Source organism: Rhodococcus sp. AG1013 (genome assembly GCF_003350365.1).
Classification (GTDB): Bacteria; Actinomycetota; Actinomycetes; order Mycobacteriales; family Mycobacteriaceae; genus Prescottella.
The window spans coordinates 145,080-158,070 of the sequence record NZ_QQAT01000014.1 but is presented as its reverse complement, the minus strand read 5'-3'; the positions used below and the strand labels follow the sequence as shown (position 1 = coordinate 158,070).

At 68.4% G+C, this 12,991-nt stretch carries 13 protein-coding genes; 4 read left to right on the top strand and 9 right to left on the bottom strand.

Features of this window, described 5'->3' with window-relative positions:
- Window positions 1-271: 271 nt before the first annotated feature.
- The gene (locus tag DEU38_RS17890) at window positions 272-1,042 is read left to right on the top strand and encodes an SDR family oxidoreductase (protein ID WP_114722741.1); all 771 of its coding nucleotides are present in this window, start codon (window positions 272-274) and stop codon (window positions 1,040-1,042) included.
- A gap of 29 nt (window positions 1,043-1,071) precedes the next feature.
- Window positions 1,072-2,157, top strand: coding sequence for a lycopene cyclase family protein (locus tag DEU38_RS17885; RefSeq protein WP_258557982.1), 1,086 nt, complete (start codon window positions 1,072-1,074; stop codon window positions 2,155-2,157).
- A gap of 1 nt (window position 2,158) precedes the next feature.
- Here DEU38_RS17885 and DEU38_RS17880 read toward each other — a convergent pair whose 3' ends face one another.
- The gene (locus DEU38_RS17880; RefSeq protein ID WP_181818833.1) at window positions 2,159-3,154 is read right to left on the bottom strand and encodes an alkaline phosphatase family protein; all 996 of its coding nucleotides are present in this window, start codon (window positions 3,152-3,154) and stop codon (window positions 2,159-2,161) included.
- Between the two features lie 196 nt (window positions 3,155-3,350).
- Here DEU38_RS17880 and DEU38_RS17875 point away from each other — a divergent pair, with 196 nt between their 5' ends.
- Window positions 3,351-4,184 (top strand): Ku protein, encoded by an 834-nt coding sequence (locus tag DEU38_RS17875; RefSeq protein ID WP_114722740.1) that lies wholly within the window; start codon window positions 3,351-3,353, stop codon window positions 4,182-4,184.
- A gap of 4 nt (window positions 4,185-4,188) precedes the next feature.
- Here DEU38_RS17875 and DEU38_RS17870 read toward each other — a convergent pair whose 3' ends face one another.
- The 8 genes from DEU38_RS17870 to DEU38_RS17835 all read right to left on the bottom strand — a co-directional run bounded on the left by DEU38_RS17870 (window position 4,189) and on the right by DEU38_RS17835 (window position 11,105).
- Window positions 4,189-4,680, bottom strand: coding sequence for a DUF1990 domain-containing protein (locus tag DEU38_RS17870; protein WP_181818832.1), 492 nt, complete (start codon window positions 4,678-4,680; stop codon window positions 4,189-4,191).
- A gap of 4 nt (window positions 4,681-4,684) precedes the next feature.
- Window positions 4,685-5,095: a metal-sulfur cluster assembly factor gene (locus tag DEU38_RS17865; RefSeq protein WP_114722739.1), complete on the bottom strand. Its 411-nt coding sequence runs from the start codon at window positions 5,093-5,095 to the stop codon at window positions 4,685-4,687.
- Window positions 5,092-5,586 carry a Fe-S cluster assembly sulfur transfer protein SufU gene (gene sufU, locus DEU38_RS17860; protein WP_114722738.1) on the bottom strand — a complete coding sequence of 165 codons (495 nt, stop codon included), beginning with the start codon at window positions 5,584-5,586 and terminating at the stop codon, window positions 5,092-5,094. Before sufU ends, DEU38_RS17865 begins: the two co-directional genes overlap by 4 nt.
- A gap of 2 nt (window positions 5,587-5,588) precedes the next feature.
- Window positions 5,589-6,851 carry a cysteine desulfurase gene (locus DEU38_RS17855; RefSeq protein ID WP_114722737.1) on the bottom strand — a complete coding sequence of 421 codons (1,263 nt, stop codon included), beginning with the start codon at window positions 6,849-6,851 and terminating at the stop codon, window positions 5,589-5,591.
- Window positions 6,852-6,856: 5 nt separating this feature from the next.
- The gene (gene sufC, locus DEU38_RS17850) at window positions 6,857-7,654 is read right to left on the bottom strand and encodes a Fe-S cluster assembly ATPase SufC (RefSeq protein WP_114722736.1); all 798 of its coding nucleotides are present in this window, start codon (window positions 7,652-7,654) and stop codon (window positions 6,857-6,859) included.
- A 48-nt stretch (window positions 7,655-7,702) separates the two neighbouring features.
- On the bottom strand, window positions 7,703-8,890 hold the full coding sequence (gene sufD, locus DEU38_RS17845; protein ID WP_114722735.1) for a Fe-S cluster assembly protein SufD: 1,188 nt from the start codon (window positions 8,888-8,890) through the stop codon (window positions 7,703-7,705).
- Entirely contained in the window at window positions 8,890-10,335 is a 1,446-nt protein-coding gene (sufB, locus tag DEU38_RS17840) for a Fe-S cluster assembly protein SufB (protein ID WP_114722734.1), read from the bottom strand. Before sufB ends, sufD begins: the two co-directional genes overlap by 1 nt.
- A gap of 71 nt (window positions 10,336-10,406) precedes the next feature.
- Entirely contained in the window at window positions 10,407-11,105 is a 699-nt protein-coding gene (locus DEU38_RS17835; RefSeq protein ID WP_174910007.1) for a metalloregulator ArsR/SmtB family transcription factor, read from the bottom strand.
- 195 nt (window positions 11,106-11,300) lie between these two features.
- On the opposite strand from DEU38_RS17835, the gene mptB reads away from it, so the two are divergent.
- Complete coding sequence (gene mptB, locus DEU38_RS17830; protein ID WP_114722759.1) at window positions 11,301-12,989, top strand: polyprenol phosphomannose-dependent alpha 1,6 mannosyltransferase MptB; 1,689 nt, start codon at window positions 11,301-11,303, stop codon at window positions 12,987-12,989.
- The last annotated feature ends 2 nt before the right edge of the window (window positions 12,990-12,991 follow it).

The following is a 12,991-nucleotide window of genomic DNA, read 5'->3' as shown; positions in this document are numbered from 1 at the left end:
CCCGACCAGACCGATCCGGTCCCCGGCCTGCACACGCAACGCCGAACCCGGGGCAGACAGCAGCGTCCGCACACCGGCACGAACTTCGAGGTCGGTGGCGGTAATCAAGCAAAACTCCCTAGGTGAGAAAAGGCGGGACGGCCCCGAAGCGCACGCACTGCGCCATTCGGACGTCATCGTGCCCGCGATAGAGCACAAGAACCACCGATTTTACCGTGACGCGGGATTGTCGCCACACCGCGGTGCAGTGAGTCGGCTAACGTTCGGCTCCATGACACGTGCGAACGATCTGCAGGGACGCAACGCCCTCGTCACCGGCGCCAGCCGAGGAATCGGCAAGGCCATCGCCGCGGAACTGCTGTGGCGCGGCGCCAACGTCGTGGTGACCGCGCGCAAACCCGAACCGCTCGAGGAAGCGGCCGCGGACCTGCGCGCCCTCGGGCACGCCGGCAAGGTCATCGCGATCGTCGGGAACTCCGGCGACGCCGACGCCCGCACCGAGGCCGTCGCCCGCACGGTGAGCGACCTTGGATCGATCGACATCCTGATCAACAACACCGGCATCAACCCGGTCTACGGCGCGCTGATGGACGCCGACCTCGACGCCGTCCGCAAGATCTTCGACGTCAATGTCGTCGCCGCCCTCGGCTACGTCCAGGAGGCGTACCGGGCCTGGATGGGCGAGCACGGTGGCGCGGTCGTGAACCTCGCGAGCGTCGCCGGCATCCGCTCGACCGGCGTCATCGCCGCGTACGGCGCCTCGAAGGCCGCGCTGATCCGGCTCACCGAGGAACTCGCGTGGCAGCTCGGGCCGAAGATCCGGGTCAACGCCGTCGCCCCCGGCGTGGTGAAGACCAAGTTCGCGGCGGCCCTCGTGTCGGCCGGCGAGGATCAGGCGTCGTCGGTCTACCCGATGAAGCGGCTGGGAACCCCGGAGGACGTCGCCGCCCTGGTCGGTTTCCTCGTCTCCGACGATGCCGCCTGGATCACCGGCGAGACCGTCCGCGTCGACGGCGGACTGCTCGCGACGGGCGGGCTCTGATCCCTACGTTCTCCGCCGATGTCGCGGTGGTGGGCCTCGGTCCCGCCGGCCGCGCCCTCGCCCACCGCGCCGCCGCCGCCGGGCTGCGGGTGGTGGGTGTCGACCCGACGCCCGACCGACCGTGGACGCCCACCTACGCGGCCTGGGTCGACGAACTGCCGTCCTGGCTGGATTCGTCGGTGTTGCGTGCCCGGGTGTCCCGACCCCGGGTGTGGACGACGCGCGAACGGAGCCTCGACCGCGCGTACGCCGTGCTCGACAACTCCGCCCTGCATGCGCGGCTCGGATTCGATCGCGTCGTTCGCGGGGTAGCGGCCGAGATCGGCCCCGGCACGGTCACGTTGCGCGACGGCACGCAGATCCGCGCGGCACGGGTGATCGATTCGCGCGGCCTGCGCCCCGATCCGGCGCTGGCGGAGCAGACCGCGTTCGGGATCGTGGTGTCCGAGGAGGTCGCGGCCCCCGCGATGGCCGGGGCCGACGGCTGGTTCATGGACTGGCGCCGCGATAACGGCACCGCGCCGGACGATCCGGCGTCGTTCCTCTATGCCGTCCCCCTCGGTGCCGACCGGGTGCTGCTCGAGGAGACCTGTCTCGTGGGACGGCCCGGGTTGCCGCCCGATTCGCTGCGCACGCGACTCGCGACCCGGCTGCGTAACCGCGGCGTCGAACTGCCCGCCGCCGCGCCGGCCGAACGGGTGCGCTTTCCCGTGGAGGCTCCGCGCGGTGGGTCCGCGGTGGCCGCGTTCGGTGCCCGGGCGGGGTTGATCCACCCGGGCACCGGCTACAGCGTGGCGGCGTCCCTGTGCGCGGTCGACGAGGTGGTCACCGCGCTCACCACCGGCAGGGACCCCACAAAAGCATTGTGGCCGTTACCCACCCGAGCCGTCCGGACCCTGCGCGAGGTGGGGTTGCGGGCGCTGCTGAGCCTCGATCCGGCATGCACCGCCGCGTTCTTCGAGGCCTTCTTCGCCCTGCCGGTGGACCGGCAGCGGGCCTACCTGTCCGGACGTGATCAACCCGCGGCCATCGCCGCGGCGATGTGGGAGATCTTCCGGCAGGCACCGCCGCCGATCCGTCGGACGCTGGCGGCAGCCGGCGTCCGACGGTCGTGACTCAGGACCCGAGCGAGCCCGTCGGGATCCACGACGGCAGCCGGCCGATGGAACCGGTCACGGTCGGCGCGGTCTTCGGCAGCGGGGCGCCGTCGAGGTCGGCGGGCTGGGCGATGCCCAGGTTGTCGAGGACCGTGGGAGCGACGTCGGCGATCGTGTACTCGTCGTCGGCGACGCCGGCCTGGTAGCCCGCACCGCGCGCGATCACGAACGTCGTTGCTTCCTCGGCACTCTGGCCGCCGTGGCCGCCGTTCGGCTTGTGGCCGTGGTCGGAGGTGACGATGATCGTCCACTTCTCGCCGGTGGCGTTGCTGCGCGCGTCGACCGCGTCGACGATCTTGCCGACCTCGGCGTCGACGCGCTCGAGGGCCGGCGCGTACTCCGATCCGACGGTGCCCGAGGAGTGTCCGGCGCCATCCACCTGGTCGAGTTGGGTGAAGACGAAATCCGGACCATTGGAGGCGATCTCGGCGGCGACGGCAGTCGCGGTGGCCGCGTCGGTCGCGGCCTCGCTGCCGGCACCCGGGGTCGTCACGACGACGTCGGCCTTGGGCGTGCCCGATCCGGCGATGGTGGCGATGCCGCCCCACGTCGAGATCGAGGCGGTGCGCAGTTCGGGCTTCACCTGCTCGATGCGGGTGAAGGCCGTCGGGTACTGGTCGTAGCGCGAGCCGTTGAACGAGTTGTCGACCACACCGTGCTTGGTGTGCCACACGCCGGTGAGGATCGTCGACCACGACGGACCGGAGATCGTCGGGTGACCGAGGATCGACGACTGCCCGCTGGTGCCCTCGGCGATCAGCCGATGCAGGTTGGGGGTGTTCGCGTCCTTGACGTAGTCGAGCATCGTGCCGTCGAGTCCGATGACGACGGTCTTGGTGACCGACGGCGTGGGCGCGGCGCTCGCGGTACCCGCTGCGCCGACGACACCGGCCGCGACGGCACCGGCGGCGAGGAGGAGGGACAGGGCCTTGGGGGATGTGATGTTGTTAGTCACAACGAACAGCCTGAATCGGACTAGACCAATTCTCCCGACGCCGGACGGACTGTTCGTCGACTGTTCGACGGGCGTTCGCCGCAGACGCCGCGACGACGCCTGCCTGTCGGTCCGACGTCGCCGAAATGTCTCGAGATGGTGATGATCTTCTCGGCGGAGCCGACACCGTGCCCCGATCTGGGCAATAGTGGGTTCCATGCGATCAATCTGGAAGGGTTCCATCGCGTTCGGGCTGGTCAACGTGCCGGTCAAGGTGTACTCCGCGACGGAGGACCACGACATCCGCTTCCATCAGGTCCACGCCAAGGACGGCGGACGGATCAAGTACAACCGGGTGTGCAGTGAATGCGGCCAGACGGTGCAGTTCGCGGACATCGACAAGGCCTACGACTCCGACGACGGCGATCGCGTCATCCTCACCGACGAGGACTTCGAGAAGCTGCCGGCGGCCGAGCAACACGAGATCCCGGTGTTGCAGTTCGTGCCCACCGACCAGATCGATCCGATCCTGTTCGAGAAGAGCTACTACCTCGAGCCGGACTCGGCCACACCGAAGGCGTACGTGCTGCTGGCGAAGACACTCGCGAAGACCGATCGCACCGCACTGGTGCACTTCACCCTCCGCCAGAAGACCCGACTGGCGGCACTGCGGGAACGGGACGGGGTGCTGGTGATCCAGACACTGCTGTGGCCCGACGAGGTCCGCGCGGCCGCATTCCCGTCCCTCGACGACGCCGAGGAACCTAAGGCCAAGGAACTGAAGATGGCCGGCACGCTCGTCGAGAGCATGGCCGAGGACTTCGACCCCACCGAGTTCACCGACGACTACCAGATCCAGCTCCGCCAACTCCTGGACGACGCGATCGCCAGCGGTGGCAAGAAGGTCATCCCCGCCGCCGAACGGGCCGAGGCAGGCGGCGAGGACGCCGAGGTGGTCGACCTGGTCGCGGCCCTGCAGCGCAGTCTCGAGGCGGCCGGCGAGGACGTCAAGCCCGCACCCGCGAAGAAGGCGGGCCGCAAGCGGGCCTGACGCGTCAGTCGGCGAACGCGTCCAGATAGCGCCGCGTCATCGCACGCTGCACGAGACGTGCCACCGGGTCGCCGACGCGGGTGAACCAGCGGCCGGGACGCGAGAACGCGGTGATCGTCGCGACCACCGCGCCGTCGGCGTGGCGTTCGACGCAGAACCGCTCCTCCCCCGACTCGGGATGACCGGTCAGCGTGCCGTACGCGAATCCGCGACGGTCGGGCTCGTCGACGACGTAGATCACGCGGCACGGGATCGTGAAGCCGAACCACCGCAACTCGACGGTGGTGCCGGGCACCGCGATCGGCGACTCGGCCTCCACCCGTAGGCATGCACGCCGGTGGACATCCCAGCCCATCAACGCGTCGGACGCGGCGAGGAAGGCATCCTCGCCGCGTCCGATGGCGGTCGATTCCCGCAGGTGTCGGTAGCCGGCCGGCAGCTCTCCGGCGGTGGCACCGACCTCGCGGTAGGTCAGTACCCGGGAATCCCGGGCCAACCCGCTAGACCGTGAAGCCGAGCGCGCGCAGCTGCTCGCGGCCGTCCTCGGTGATCTTGTCCGGGCCCCACGGCGGCATCCAGACCCAGTTGATCCGCAGCTCGTCGCACAGGCTGCTGTTCACCAGGGCGCGCTTGGACTGCTCCTCGATGACGTCGGTCAGCGGGCAGGCCGCGGACGTCAGCGTCATGTCGAGTAGGACGACGTCGATGCCGTTCTCGTCGATCTCCTTGAAGTCGTAGACCAGGCCGAGGTCGACGACATTGATACCGAGTTCGGGGTCGACGACGTCACGCATCGCCTCCTCGAGCTCGTCGAGGCGCTCCGGGGTGAGCGATGCGCCGTACTCGGCACCGCTCTCGGCCTCGGTCGCCGCGTTCTCGGGCTGGGCCTGCTCGGCCTGGGTCTCGGTCATGATGTCTGTCCTCCGGTTCGAGCAAGGTCGTCTTCGGGATTGCCGTCGACTATTCGAACAACGGCGTCCTTGAAAGCCATCCATCCCAGCAGCGCGCACTTCACGCGCGCCGGGTACTTCGACACGCCGCTGAACGCGATGCCGTCGCCGAGCACGTCCTCGTCACCCTCGACGGTGCCCCGACTGCTCACCATCTCGCTGAACGCGTCGACCGTGCGCAGCGCCTCATCGAGGGGCATACCCACGATCTGGTCGAACATCACCGACGTCGACGCCTGGCTGATCGAGCAGCCCTGGCCGTCGTAGGAGATGTCTGCGACGACGGGCCGGCCGTCCTCACCCTCCGACAGGTGCGCGCGCAGCGTGATCTCGTCACCGCACGTCGGGTTCACGTGGTGCACCTCGGCGCCGAACGGATCGCGCAGACCGCGACCCAACGGGTGCTTGTAGTGGTCCAGGATCACTTCCTGGTACATCTGCTCCAGACGCACGCTCAGGCTCCTCCGCCGACACCGAAGAAGTCCTGCACCCGCCGGATACCGGCGATCAGCGCATCGACCTCGTCGAGGGTGTTGTACAGCGCGAACGACGCCCGCGCGGTGGCGGCGATGCCGAACCGCTGGTGCATCGGCCACGCGCAGTGATGGCCGACGCGGACGGCCACGCCGTCGTCGTCGAGGACCTGGCCCAGGTCGTGGGCGTGGATCCCGTCGACGAGGAACGACACGGCAGAGCCGCGGTCGATTCCGTCCGTCGGGCCGACGATGCGGACGCCGGGAATCCCGGCGAGCCCCTCCAGCGCCGCGGTGACGAGCTGATGCTCGTGTGCCGCGATGGCATCCATGCCGATGTCCTCGAGGTACTTCACGGCGGCACCGAGCCCGACCACCTGCGACGTCATCGGCACACCGGCCTCGAAGCGCTGCGGCGGGGGCGCGTACGTGCTGCCCTCCATCGTCACGGTCTCGATCATCGAGCCGCCCGTGATGAACGGCGGCATCGACGCCAGCAGCGCGCGCTTGCCGTAGAGGACGCCGACGCCGGACGGGCCGAGCATCTTGTGTCCCGAGAACGCCGCGAAATCGACGTCGAGAGCGTGGAAGTCGACGGCGATGTGCGGCACGGACTGGCATGCGTCGAGCACCGTCAGCGCGCCCACGGCCTGCGCCCGCCGGACCAGCTCGGTCACCGGCGAGATCGCACCGGTCACGTTCGACTGGTGCGTGAACGCGACGACCTTGACCTTGTCGGTCAGCTCGAGCGAGTCCAGGTCGATGCGCCCGTCGTCGGTGATGCCGTACCAGCGCAGCGTCGCGCCCGTGCGGCGCGCAAGCTCCTGCCACGGAACGAGATTCGCGTGATGCTCGAGCTCGGTCACGACGATCTCGTCGCCCGGGCCGACGACCCGGGAGAACCGGTCGTCACCGAACACGTGCGCAACCAGGTTGAGCGACTCGGTGGCGTTCTTGGTGAACACCAGCTCGTCCGCGTCGGCGCCGACGAACGACGCGATTGCACTGCGGGCACCCTCGTACGCGTCGGTGGCCTCCTCGGCCAGCTGGTGCGCACCGCGGTGCACCGCGGCGTTGCACGTGGTGAGGAAGTGCCGCTCGGCGTCGAGCACCTGGACCGGACGCTGCGACGTGGCACCGGAGTCCAGGTACACCAAGGGCTTTCCGTCGCGCACGGTACGTCTCAGGATCGGGAAGTCTTCCCGGATCCTGGTGACGTCCAGCGCTGCCGCCGTGGTGGTCATCCGAACTACGCCTCTGCCCCGGACGCTGCAGCCTGGGTGAACCGCACGTAGCCGTTGGTCTCGAGCTCGTCGGCGAGCTCGGCGCCACCGGACTCGACGATGCGGCCGTTCACGAACACGTGCACGAACTCGGGCTCGATGTAGCGCAGGATCCGCGTGTAGTGCGTGATCAGCAGGATGCCGCCGTTCTCACGCTCCTTGTAGCGGTTGACGCCCTCGGAGACGACGCGCAGCGCGTCGACGTCCAGGCCGGAGTCGGTCTCGTCGAGGATCGCGATCCTCGGCTTGAGCAGACCCAGCTGCAGGATCTCGTGGCGCTTCTTCTCGCCACCCGAGAAGCCCTCGTTGACGCTGCGCTCGGCGAACGCGGGATCGATCTCGAGCTCGACCATCGCCTCCTTGGCCTCCTTGACCCAGTGGCGCAGCTTGGGGGCCTCGCCACGGACCGCGGTGGCAGCGGTGCGCAGGAAGTTCGACATCGACACGCCCGGAACCTCGACCGGGTACTGCATGGCCAGGAAGAGACCGGCGCGGGCGCGCTCGTCGACGCTCATCTCCAGGACGTTCTCACCGTTGAGGGTGATCGAACCGGAGGTCACCTCGTACTTGGGGTGGCCGGCGATCGCATACGACAGGGTGGACTTGCCGGAGCCGTTGGGGCCCATGATCGCGTGGGTCTCACCCGAGCGGACGGTGAGGTTCACGCCCTTGAGGATGTTGATCGGCTCGGCGTTCTCGTCCGAGCTGGCGACGTTGACGTGCAGGTCCTTGATTTCGAGAACCGAGTTTTCAGGGGTAGACATTCGATTTCCTCTGGGAAGTATCGGCGGAAAGCTGGAGGCGGGCCCGGATCAGGCGCCGACGGCGGCGAGTTCGGCCTCGACCGCGGCCTCGAGGCGCTCGCGCACCTCGGGAACGGCGATGCGGTTGATGATCTCGTGGAAGAAACCACGCACCACCAGTCGCCTCGCCTGGTCCTCGGGAATACCCCGGGCGCGCAGGTAGAACAGCTGCTCGTCGTCGAAACGTCCGGTCGCGCTGGCGTGTCCGGCGCCGACGATCTCGCCGGTCTCGATCTCGAGGTTCGGCACGGAGTCGGCGCGCGCGCCGTCGGTGAGCACCAGGTTGCGGTTGAGCTCGAACGTGTCGGTGCCCTCGGCCTCGGCACGGATCAGCACGTCGCCGATCCACACGGTGTGTGCGTCGGGCTTACCGGAGGCCGGATCGCCCTGCAGCGCACCCTTGTACACGACATTCGACTTGCAGTGCGGCTGCGAGTGGTCCACCAGCAGGCGCTGCTCGAAGTGCTGACCGGCGTCGGCGAAGTAGAGGCCGAGCAGCTCGGCGTCGCCGCCGGGGCCCGCGTACTTGACCGTCGGCGTGATCCGGACGAGGTCGCCGCCCAGGCTCACCGAGGTGTGCCGCAGCACCGCGTCCCGGCCGAGCATCGCGTGGTGGGCCGCCGCGTGCACCGCGTCGTCCTCCCAGTCCTGGACCGCGACGACGGTCAGCGACGAGCCGTCGCCGAGCACGAACTCGACGTTCTCCGCGTAGGTTCCGTTGCCCTTCTGATCGAGGACGACGGTCGCCTTCGCGAAGGTCTCGAGGCGGATCTGCAGGTGGCCGAACGCCACCTGGCCCTCACCGGGTCCGGTGACGACGATGTTGATCGGCTCCGCCACCTCGGTCTCGCGACCGACAGTCACGACGGTCGCCGTCTCGAACGACGAGTACGCCTGCGCGGCGACACGATCGAACGGGACGCCGCCCTGGCCGAGGCGGGCATCGTCACGGCCGACGGTCTCGACGGTGATGTCGCCACCGGTGACCTCGACAGTGGCCGAGCCGGATGCGACGGCGGTGCCGTCGTGCAGACCCCGCAGCCGGCGCAGCGGGGTGAACCGCCACGCCTCGTCGCGTCCGGCGGGCACCTCGAACGCATTCACGTCGAACGAGGTGAAGACCTCACCCTTGTTGGTTGCGGGGGCGACGTTCTCGCCGGCCACCGCACCCTGTACTCCCGTCACGGGGGTGCTCACTAGCCCACCGCCCCTTCCATCTGCAGTTCGATCAGGCGGTTGAGCTCGAGGGCGTACTCCATCGGCAGCTCCTTGGCGATGGGCTCGACGAACCCTCGCACCACCATGGCCATCGCCTCGTCCTCGGTCAGACCGCGGCTCATGAGGTAGAACAACTGGTCGTCGCTGACCTTCGACACCGTCGCCTCGTGGCCCATCGTCACGTCGTCCTCGCGGACGTCGACGTACGGGTACGTGTCGGAACGGCTGATCTGGTCGACCAGCAGGGCGTCACACTTGACGGTCGCCTTCGACCCGTGCGCACCCTTGTTGACCTGGACCAGGCCGCGGTAGGACGCGCGGCCACCGCCGCGGGCGACGGACTTGCTGACGATCGTCGACGACGTGTGCGGCGCCAGGTGCAGCATCTTCGCACCCGTGTCCTGGTGCTGGCCCTCGCCGGCGAACGCGACGGAGAGAACCTCGCCGCGGGCGTGCTCGCCCATCATCCACACGGCCGGGTACTTCATCGTGACCTTGGAGCCGATGTTGCCGTCGATCCACTCCATGGATCCGCCGGCCTCGACCTTGGTGCGCTTGGTCACCAGGTTGTAGACGTTGTTCGACCAGTTCTGGATCGTCGTGTAGCGGCAGTGGCCGCCCTTCTTGACGATGATCTCGACGACCGCGGAGTGCAGCGAGTCGGACTTGTAGATCGGGGCCGTGCAGCCCTCGACGTAGTGCACCGAGGCGCCCTCGTCGACGATGATCAGCGTCCGCTCGAACTGACCCATGTTCTCGGTGTTGATCCGGAAGTAGGCCTGCAGCGGGATGTCGACCTTGACACCCGGCGGGACGTAGATGAACGAGCCACCGGACCAGACGGCGGTGTTCAGCGCGGAGAACTTGTTGTCGCCGGCCGGAATGACCGAGCCGAAGTACTCCTGGAAGATCTCCGGGTGCTCGCGCAGACCGGTGTCGGTGTCGAGGAAGATCACGCCCTGAGCCTCGAGATCCTCACGGATCTGGTGGTAGACCACCTCGGACTCGTACTGCGCGGCGACACCGGCGACCAGGCGCTGCTTCTCCGCCTCCGGGATGCCCAGCTTGTCGTACGTGTTCTTGATGTCCTCGGGCAGGTCTTCCCAGCTCTCGGCCTGCTTCTCGGTGGACCGCACGAAGTACTTGATGTTGTCGAAATCGATGCCGTCGAGGTTCGAACCCCAGTGCGGCATGGGCTTCTTGTCGAAGGTCTTGAGCGCCTTGAGGCGGATGTCGAGCATCCACTCGGGCTCGTTCTTCTTCGAGGAGATGTCCCGCACGACGGCCTCGGACAGACCTCGCTGTGCACTGGCACCGGCGGCGTCGGAGTCCGACCAGCCGTAGCCGTAATTGCCCAGCGAGGCGATCGTCTCTTCCTGCGTCAGTGGCGCCTCGGGTGTCACCTGGTCTGATGTGACGGTCATGCGAGCTCCTTCCGGAGTCTTGGTACGTACCGGTGAGAGCTGGACACCGGCAGGGAGAAAATCGAGATCATCTATTCGGTCGTTCGGGGTAACGCGAGCGGGACATGCGTGGTGCAGGCGCAGTCCCCGTTGGCGATGGTTGCCAACCTCTGCACATGTCGGCCGAGCAAGGCGGCGAACGCGGCCCGTTCCGCCTCGCACAGTTCGGGGAACTCCTCGGCCACGTGCGAGACCGGGCAGTGATGCTGGCAGATCTGCACCCCGTTGCCGACCGGACGGATCGAGGCGGCGAACCCGGCCGAGGTGAACGCCTCCGCGATCTCCTCGGCGGTGGACTCCACCTCCTCCGGCTTGTCCTCGGTCACCGGCGCGACGTCGCCGACGATGGACTGCACCCGACGTCGGGCGAAGTCCTCGATGGCCGCGTCGCCACCGATCTCCCGCAACTGCCGCATCGCGGCACCGGCGAGGTCGTCATACGTGTGGCCGAGCTTGCCCCGACCCGCTGCGGTGATCTGGAACAGCTTCGCGGGACGGCCACGACCACGCTGCCGCCAACTGGCGGCACTCGCGGCTTGCGCCTCACCCGCATCGATGAGCGCATCCAGATGCCGTCGGACACCGGCCGCACTGAGACCGAGTCGCACGCCGATGTCGGTGGCCGAGATCGGCCCCTCCTCGACGAGCAATTGAACGACCGCGGCGCGAGTGTGTCCTTCGTGTGCACCGGCAACGGACACCGTGGAACCAGCGGAGGACGACGCAGTCACGTGAGCTGCGCTTTCTCCACTCGAACGTCGAGCCGCTTCCGATTTCACAACACCAGTGTGACGGAATTAGGCCCAGCGGTCCACGAAGGGTTGCCTGTGTAACGGGCGCCACACCGATTCGGCCGGGTCGTCGATCCGCCGTGACCGGAGTCCCCCGCCCGCCCCGCTACGCTGCACCGTGTGCCGCAGACCGAGATGGACAACGAGTCGGACGCCCCGGCCCGATCTCGGGCCGAGCGGGCGACGACCTTCGCCAAGCGCGCGCTCGGGATCGACGGGCGTTCCCCCCGCCCGTCGGTAGGCGACGCCCTCCACGGCGACGAACCGGAGTCGCCAGGTCTCAACGCCCGCGAGAACCGCCAACTGCACCACATCCGACTCTTCGGTGCGACCGGCGCAGTATTGATGGCCGTCGGCGCGCTGGGCGCGGGAGCGCAACCTGTTCTGCAGAACCCGGTCCAGGGCCTGCGGATCCTCGGCCTGCCGGCACGTATGCCGAGCGCGACCCTGAGCATGGCGATGACGGGCACCGTCATGGTGGTGCTGGCCTGGCTGCTACTCGGCCGATTCGCGGTCGGAAACATCCGCGGCGGCCGAGCGCCCCGACAGCTGAGCCGGTCGCAACTCGACCGCACCCTTCTATTGTGGGTGATTCCCCTCACAGTCGCTCCGCCGATGTTCAGCCGCGACGTGTACTCCTACCTCGCGCAGAGTGAGATCACCGCCCGCGGCCTCGATCCGTACGAGATCGGACCGGCCGGGGCACTCGGCGTCGATCACGTCCTCACCCGGACCGTGCCGAACATCTGGCGTGAGACGCCGGCGCCCTACGGTCCCCTGTTCCTCTGGATGGGACGCGGAATCACCTACCTGACCGGCGACAACATCGTGGCCGGGATCTTCCTGCACCGCATTCTCGCGCTCGCCGGTGTCGCGCTGATCGTGTGGGCGCTGCCCCGCCTCGCCCGCCGCTGCGGCGTCTCCGCTGTGAGCGCGTTGTGGCTGGGCGCGGCGAACCCACTGGTGCTGTTCCACCTGGTCGCCGGCATCCACAACGAGGCTCTCATGATCGGCCTGATGCTGGCCGGCGTCGAGGTGGCCCTGCGTGCCGTCGACAGCGTCCAACCGATCCGGGGCCGGGTCCTGCTCCTCCTGCTCGCGGGCGCGACGCTGATCGTGCTGTCCTCGACGATCAAGATTCCGTCGCTACTGGCACTCGGTTTCGTCGGCATGGCCCTGGCCCGGCGGTGGGGCGGCAACCTCAAGTCACTGGTGTCCGCTGCGGCCATCCTCGGCGCGGTGACCATCGCGGTGACGGTGTTCGTCAGCGTCGCGAGCGGACTGGGCATGGGCTGGACCCAGACGCTCGGCACCGCAACGGAGGTGCGCAGCTGGATGTCGATCCCGACGTTGCTCGGACTGGGAACCGGTCTCGCCGGCGTCCTGCTCGGCCTCGGCGACCACACCACCGCTGTGCTCAGCCTCACACGACCGATCGCGTCGCTGATCGCCGCCTTCATCACGGTCCGCATGCTGATCGCCGTCCTGGTCGGACGAATCCATCCGGTGGGCGCGCTCGGCGTCTCGCTGGGCGCGATCGTCCTCCTCTTCCCCGTGGTGCAGCCCTGGTACCTGCTGTGGGCGGTGATCCCGCTGGCCGCGTGGGCCACCCGGCCCATCTTCCGTATCCCCGCGATCGCCTTCTCGTCGTTCGTCAGCGTGATCTTGATGCCCAACGGCGCCGAGTACGAGCCGTTCATGATCGTCCAGGCCGCCATCGCGACCGCGGTGACGAGCATCGCCCTGATCGTCCTGACACGGAATCAGCTGTTGTGGCGGGCGCAGCCCGGACCGCCGGCTCAGACTGATCCGGCCGGGGCTTAGGC